Consider the following 7,574-nt stretch of genomic DNA (forward strand, 5'->3'; position numbering starts at 1 on the left):
GCAATACGACAACGTCAAATCGGTGGCTGGGTATTTGACGAAGCGCACTGCCTGTCGAAATGGGGACATGATTTTCGCCCTGACTATCTCTACTGCGCCAAGGGCATCGCCACAATTGCCAAGGAACAGCAGGTCCCCATGCCTCCTGTCTTCTGCTATACCGCGACCGCCAAACCGGATGTGATTGAGGATATTTGCGCCCAGTTTCTCGACAAACAGCCCCGACCTCTTCTCAGACTGGAAGGCGGGGTTGAACGTACCAACCTCGAATATGCCGTCGTTGAGTGCCCCGGTCTCAATAAACAGGGCCATATCCTTAACCTGCTCGAGCAGTTCTTCGGTGAGGCAAAGCCCGGTTCCTGCGTTATCTACTGCGCAACCAAGCGCAGCGTGGACGAGCTGGCCGATTTCCTCGGTCAGCAACAATCCCTCCCTGTCTCGCGCTTTTACGCCCGCATGGACAGTGCCCAGAAGAAAACCACCCTCGAACAATTTATCAATGGCGAGATCCGGGTCATCTGCGCGACCAATGCCTTCGGGATGGGGATCGACAAGGATGATGTGCGTTTGGTCATCCATGCCGATATCCCCGGCTCGCTAGAGAACTATTTGCAGGAGGCGGGACGAGCTGGACGCGACACTCAGCAAGCTCACTGCGTTCTTCTGTTTGATGAACAGGATATCGAGAAACAGTTCCAGCTCGAGGCAATGAGTGAAGTCAGCCTGCGCGATATCAAACAGATCCTGCGCGGAATAAGGCTCAGGGCCAGCAAGGGAGGCAAGCAGGAGAACAACTCGCCACTGGTCGCAACCAGTGCAGAACTAATCAACCAGCCAGAGGTGGAAACCAGCTTCGCTGCCGATGACACCAATGCGGATACCAAGGTCAAGACAGCGATCGCCTGGCTCGAGCGAGCTGGCTATCTGGAGCGCAATGACAACATAACTCAGGTATTTCAGGGGCGCCCTCTGTTTGCCTCCACCGAGGAGGCGATGAAAAGGGTCGACAGTCTGAAACTGGCTCCCAAGGCCAAAGCCATCTGGCAAGCTGTTATCCAGGCGCTGATGAGTGCTGCCGACGATGATGGTCTCAGTGCCGACACCATCGCCGAAGAGGCAGGCCAATACATGGCAGACAAAGGAAGTGGTGTTCAGGCCAGCGAAGTGATGCGGGTACTCACCCAGATGGCGGATGTAGGTCTTCTCTCTCAGGGGATGTTACTGACTACCTGGCTTCGCCCCAAAGGAAGAGACAATGCCCGGGTGCTCTGCGGGCAAGTACACAGTATTGAAAAGGCGATGCTGGACACCTTGCGTGAAAAAGAACCCGAACCTGATACAGGGCAAGGGCTGATCTTTAACATTCGACTGGTCAATCAGGCCATCAAAGATCTGGGGCATGAACGGTGTAACCCTGGCTTGCTGCGCAATTTGCTGACCAGCTGGGCCCAGGATGGTCGCTCGGGGGGCGAGAAAGGCTCCATTGATGTCAAATATCTCTCTCGGGAGCTCTACCAACTCACCTTCAACCGAACCTGGTCCCAGATTGAGCTGACAATTGATCAACGCCATCGCGTCACAGGCGCCACCCTCGATTTTCTCTACACCCTGTTGGCAAGCAGCGAAGAGAGTGTCCAGCGCCAGGTGATGCTGTCATTTGCCCTGGAACAACTGGTCAAATACCTGCGAGAAGACATGGATGTGGCTCAGCTCATGAACAAGCGGGAGGCAAGCAGCCAGCAGGAGTGGTTGCTCAAAGGGGCAGAGCGGGCACTGCTCTACCTGCATGAACAACACGCCATCGTGCTGCAAAATGGCCTTGCCGTGTTCCGAAGCGCCATGACCCTCACTCTGACAGCGGAGCGGCAACAACAATACAACAAAGCAGACTATCAACCTCTTGAGCATCACTATCGCCAGAAGGTGATTCAGATCCATGTGATGAATGAATACGCCCGCATCAGCCTGGAACACTTCAAGAAAGCCAAAAAGCTGGTGACAGACTACTTCTCCATGGAAGCTGACAAGTTCCTCGGTCACTACTTCAAGGGACGCAACAAGGTCCTGGAATTGGCAACCAGCGAACACTCCTGGAAGCGCATCGTCGAAGATCTTCACAACCGGGCCCAGGAGCAGATCGTTCAGGCACCGCCCGAACAAAACCTGCTGGTACTGGCAGGCCCAGGGTCAGGCAAGAGCAAGGTGATTATCCACCGCTGCGCCTACCTGATGCGCGTCAAGCAAGTCACTCCATCCAGGATCATGTTGCTCTGTTACAACCATAATGCGGCGATGTCCCTGCGCCGACGCCTGACCGAGTTGCTGGGGCGTGACGGAGCACGGGTCTCGGTATTCACCTTTCACGGTCTCGCGATGAGCCTGACAGGCAATGCGGTGCAAAACCGGACATCCGACGATATCGACTTTACCACCATCATTGATGACGCTATCAAGCTGCTCCGGGGAGAGCAGAGCCAGCTCGGTCTAGAGTTGGAAGAGCAGCGGGAAAAGCTGTTGGGGGGTCTGCAATTCCTGCTCGTCGACGAGTACCAGGATATTGACGAACAGCAGTACCAACTGATCGCTGCACTGGTTGGAAAAAGCGAAGAGGATGAAGAAGCGCGACTGCACCTGATGGCAGTGGGCGATGACGACCAGTCTATCTACGCCTTCCGCGAAGCGAACGTCAGCTTTATCCGTCGCTTCGAGCAAGATTACAACGCCCAGACGCACTACCTGACCTGGAACTACCGCTCAACAAACCACATCATCGAAACGGCTAACCAGCTGATAGAACACAATCGGGATCGCATGAAGAGCTCGCACCCCATTGTGATCGATGAGCGGCGCAAGATGGAGGTACCGGGTGGCGCTTGGGAAGGGCTGGAGCCTGCACGCGGTAAAGTCATCGTCCAATCCTGTACTGACGCTGCCCAACAGGCCGCTGAAATCGTCAGACACATCACCCTGATTCGTGAAAAAGATCCGACATGCCCACTGGAGTCTATCGCAGTACTGGCTCGCAATGGGTTGGATAAAGAAGAGCTGGCATGGGTACGTTCAGCACTCGCTGATGCTTCTATTCCCTGCAGATTTACCCTGGATCGAGAGCATGGCTTCCCGATACATCGCTGTCGCGAGATCTTGCGTTACCAGAACTGGTTACATCAACAAGGCCACGCACTCCTGACTGCGCAACAACTAGCTGATCCACTCCCTCCCCCTGATCAGGCAAACCGCTGGGAAACCTTGCTGTACGATCTTATTACCCAATGGCAGGAGAGTCAGGGGGAGCAAGCACTGTCGGCTCACTATTTCCTGCAGTTCCTTTACGAATATCTGAGCGAGCAGCGTCGCCAGATCCGCTTTGGCAAGGGCGTGCTCCTCAGCACGGTGCATGGCGTTAAAGGAGAGGAGTATCGCCATGTTTTGATCCTTGATGGCGGATGGCAACGCTGCGCAGAAAGCAATGCGAACAACATCGAGGAAGAGCGGCGACTCTTCTATGTTGCGATGACCCGAGCAATCCAACGGTTAGTGGTTATGTCCCGCGCTGACCAGCGGCATCCCCACCTTCCTCTCATTGCCGAACGTTGTTACAACGAGTCGAGCCAGGCCACCGCCCCTGTACGGCAACGCCGTTTTGCCATCATGGGTATGCGCCAACTGGATATCGGTTATGCAGGCCGTAGCAATGAAAACCACTCGATACACCAGAACCTGCGGCAATTACACGTCGGAGACGCAGTGCGTATTGATATCGACAAGCTTCAGAAACTGCATGTTTTCCATGGTCAAATACCCGTAGCTCGTCTCTCCCAAAGTGCTCATCAGACCTGGCTGAATCAGTTTGCAACTATCCGGCACGCCAACGTCATCGCCATGATTGAGCGAAGCGAAGCAAGGCACAGACAGACGATGCCTACCAGGAGCAAGTTCGAAGTGAACGATGGGAACTGCCCATTATCGAGCTGGAGTTATAAACGCCTGGGTGAGGAGTGGTCGATCACTCCCCCTGGCTCGTCACAACAACGGCATCATGTCGCGCCTATTGCGTTAACGTGAGCAATAACAACGCCAATAGATCCCCCTTGCTACCGGGATAGACAAGCACCGGATTACTCGCATCTCCTTAGCCAGACCTTTGGCAGAAAAAACACCAGGCGCCTCATCGCGCGGGGGACACAAAGGCCTTATGTTCAAGCTGCAATCCGAAGCCACCGGCTTGCAGCAGCACTCAGGCATGTCGTGACCCAATATTGAGTAAATTGATGTTGGCCGCTGCATTTTAATGCACTTACAATATGCGCCCAATTCTGTTGGATTCCTTCTGATGCTCCGCCAATGTGATCGTCTATTCCTGTTTCTCCTGCTACTGCTCTGGGGCGTGGCGGCGCACGCCATTACCAGTCTGAATGAAGACGAGTTTGATCTGTCTGAACGCGCCTGGCTGTCATCACACCAGGAGCTGGTCATCGGCATGCCGATGATGGGTGACCCTCCATACAGCTATAAGGATGCAGATCAACGCTTTACCGGCCCAGTCCCCGACATTGCGCAGCAGATTGCCAGAACGCTCGGGTTGACCCTGCGCTACAAGGTTTACCCCTCCTACGTGGATGCGCTAACCGGGCTTGGCCACGGCACAATCGACATACTGGTGAACGACCAGCCAAGCGAACAATGGCGATCCAATATTGTCTCCCTCCCGTTTTTGCTCTCCATGCCGCGCGGCGTGCTGCTCAACAATGGCAAAACGAAGTTGTCACGACAGGATGCCCATGGTTTGCACTGGGTCTGTGTCACGGGAGTCAATGCTTGCAGTGAATTGAAAAAACTGGGATTTTCCCGTGTGACCGAGGCAGAGAGTCGCAGCGAAGCAGCGTTTATGCTCAAAAAGCGCATGGCTGACGCCTATCTTGCTGACATGCCGTCACTAGTGATGGTGAAAGATCAGCACTCCAAGGCTGGCTTCACCATTGCAACCCCGGAGTGGGTAAGCGGCACGTCTCTCTCCATCAATATGCACAAGAGCGACCCGGCACTGGTCAGCCTGGTGAGCAAGGCATTCAACGAGATACCGGTTGAAGATCGTCGTCATATGCTGGCAGCTACCACGACTAGCCAACATGCGGACTCAGGAGCGGTGAAGTCTGTGCAGTTTACCCCTGAGGAGCAGGAGTGGCTCAACCAGCATCCTGAGCTGACTTACGGCGTCTCTCCGGACTGGACCTCCATGAGCGAATTCAATTACCGGGGCAGGCTGGTCGGTTATGTGGCGGACCTGATGGCGCTGATGCAGCAAGTCTCCGGGCTAAAGTTCTCTCTGGTTCGCACCAATAGCTGGGGGGAAACCCAGAACCTGCTGAAGTTGCGGCAGATCGATTTTATTCCGGCCATCTCCCCCAACCACGACCGCGGCCAGTTTGCGCTGTTCACCCCCGGCTATCTGTTTGTCGATCGGGTAGTCATTGCCCCCAAACGCAGTGCCGATATCACCGATCTCTCACTGCTGCGAGGGAAACGGGTCGGCATGGTGCATGGCTCGCTTGATAAAGATCTACTGACCCACATCGGCGCCCATCCGGTAGAGGTCAACAATGACAACCGCTTGTTGGAGCTGCTGGACACGGGCGATGCCGACTACGTGATGGTCACCCTGCCATCCATCAACAAGCGGGTGAGCGAACGCTATCAGGTGGTCTATGCCGGCAAAGACTTGCGCCTACCGGTCGCCATGGCCACGCGCAAAGATCCCATGCTGCAGCGGATCCTTACCAAGGTGCTCTATTCGATACCGCCGGAGGAGCTCAATAAAGTGGAGAGACGCTGGCTCTCCATGAGCGTGCAGACCGGCATCAATAACGAAACAGTGCTGTTCTGGTTCGTAATGAGCGGCGCAGCTGCCACCCTGCTGTTTACCCTGTTCTGGGCCTGGAACCGCACCCTGAAACGGGAGATCGTGCAGCGTCAACGGGCCGAGAAGACGCTCAATGAGCAGTTGGTGTTTATCCAGACCCTGCTCGATTCCCTGCCCAATATGGTGGCGCTGCGGGATCGCGATCATCGCCTGACCCTCTGCAACCGGGCATACCGCGAGCTGTTTATCGGTGACGGATCAGACGGCGATGGCTGGGGTTATATGACCGGGGACGAGCGGCAACAGATGCTGCGCGAGGAACGTGCAGTCTGGGAAACCGGCGAGATCTTCGAGGGGTCCGGTTATACCCAGCGCGGGGGGGATGTGTCCCTTCATGTGGTCTACATCAAACTGCCCTACCGTGCAGCAGACGGCGAGATTCAGGGAGTGCTGACGGTATTGACCGATGTCAGTGCCCTCAAGGCCGCCGAAAACAAGGTGCGTGAAGTGGAGGGCAGACTGCGGGATATCACCGACAGCATGCCGGGTCTGGTCTATCAATATCTCTGGCAAGGAGCTGGCAAGGGGAGCTTCCTCTATCTGTCCCAAGGAGCCAGCGACATTCTCGGGATGACCCACCAAGAGTTGATGGCAGCCGAGTCTGGTGGCGTGATCTTCGGCTTGAACGACGAGGCACTGGCAGCCTTTGTCGATGAGGTGGCCAAACACGCGCAAACCCTTGAGCCGCTCGATATGGAGGTGCTGGTGCCCTCTGCTCAGGGGGCGCGCTATATCCAGATCCGCGGCAACTTTGTGACGCAACAGGGTAATGATCGCCTGCTCAACGGCGTGGTGCAGGACATCACCGCCATCAAGCAACAGGAGCATGATCTGCGCGAGGCGCGCGCTGCGGCCGAGCTGGCGATGCAGGCGCGCAGCCGCTTTTTGGCCACCATGAGTCATGAGCTGAGAACGCCCATCTCGGGCATGCACGGCATGCTGGAGCTGCTGCGCATGAGCGAGCTCAATGATGACCAGCGCTATCTGCTGCGCAATGTGGAGAGCTCGGCCAACCACCTGCTCTATCTGGTCAACGATATCCTCGACTTTTCCAAAATCGAGGCGGGTCAGCTGCACCTCAATCGCCAATCCTGCCGTCTGCAACCTGTGGTGTGCGATGTGATCCGCGGCCATGCCGCACTGGCCTACAGCAAGGGGCTGAAGGTCACGCTCCAGTGGGAGGATCAACTCCCCGACCTGGCCGATATCGATCCGGTCAGAGTGGGCCAGGTGGTCTCCAATCTGCTCAACAACGCGGTGAAGTTCACCGAGCAGGGCGCCATTTCGATCCGGGTCAGCTATCACGACCACCAGCTGGTTATCGCGGTGACGGATACCGGCATCGGCATCGCCGAAGAGAAGCAAGCGCTGCTCTTTACCCCGTTCGAGCAGGTGGAATCCGATATCAATCGCCGCTTTGGTGGCACCGGTCTGGGCCTGGCCATCTGTGATCAGCTGGTGAAGAAGATGGGCGGCACCCTGACGGTCAAGAGCCAGCTCGGTGAAGGGGCCTGTTTCCGCTTCAGTATCCCGCTGCTCAATGGACTGTGGGAACCACCCGCACTGGCGGGCAGCGAATGGTGGTGGCTGGGTAGCGATACCGCCTTGCAGGCCACCATGGCACGGCTCGGCGCCCGGTTGAGCCCCCTCGATA

Annotated in this window: 3 protein-coding genes; 2 read left to right on the top strand and 1 reads right to left on the bottom strand. The window is 56.3% G+C overall.

All coding sequences use genetic code 11. From position 1 onward, the window contains the following. A partial coding sequence (locus DBR30_RS21380) for a hypothetical protein (RefSeq protein ID WP_219927569.1) occupies positions 1-423 on the bottom strand: 423 nt, incomplete at its 3' end. On the opposite strand from DBR30_RS21380, the gene DBR30_RS12085 reads away from it, so the two are divergent. After that, positions 367-4,065, top strand: a complete 3,699-nt coding sequence (locus DBR30_RS12085; RefSeq protein WP_258224417.1) for a UvrD-helicase domain-containing protein — start codon at positions 367-369, stop codon at positions 4,063-4,065. The genes DBR30_RS21380 and DBR30_RS12085 overlap by 57 nt on opposite strands. A 268-nt stretch (positions 4,066-4,333) precedes the next feature. Beyond that, positions 4,334-7,574 (top strand): ATP-binding protein (locus DBR30_RS12090; protein ID WP_375135848.1); only part of this gene is annotated, 3,241 nt, incomplete at its 3' end.

Source organism: Aeromonas sp. HMWF017, from assembly GCF_003061465.1.
In the GTDB taxonomy this organism is placed as follows: Bacteria; Pseudomonadota; Gammaproteobacteria; order Enterobacterales; family Aeromonadaceae; genus Aeromonas; species Aeromonas veronii.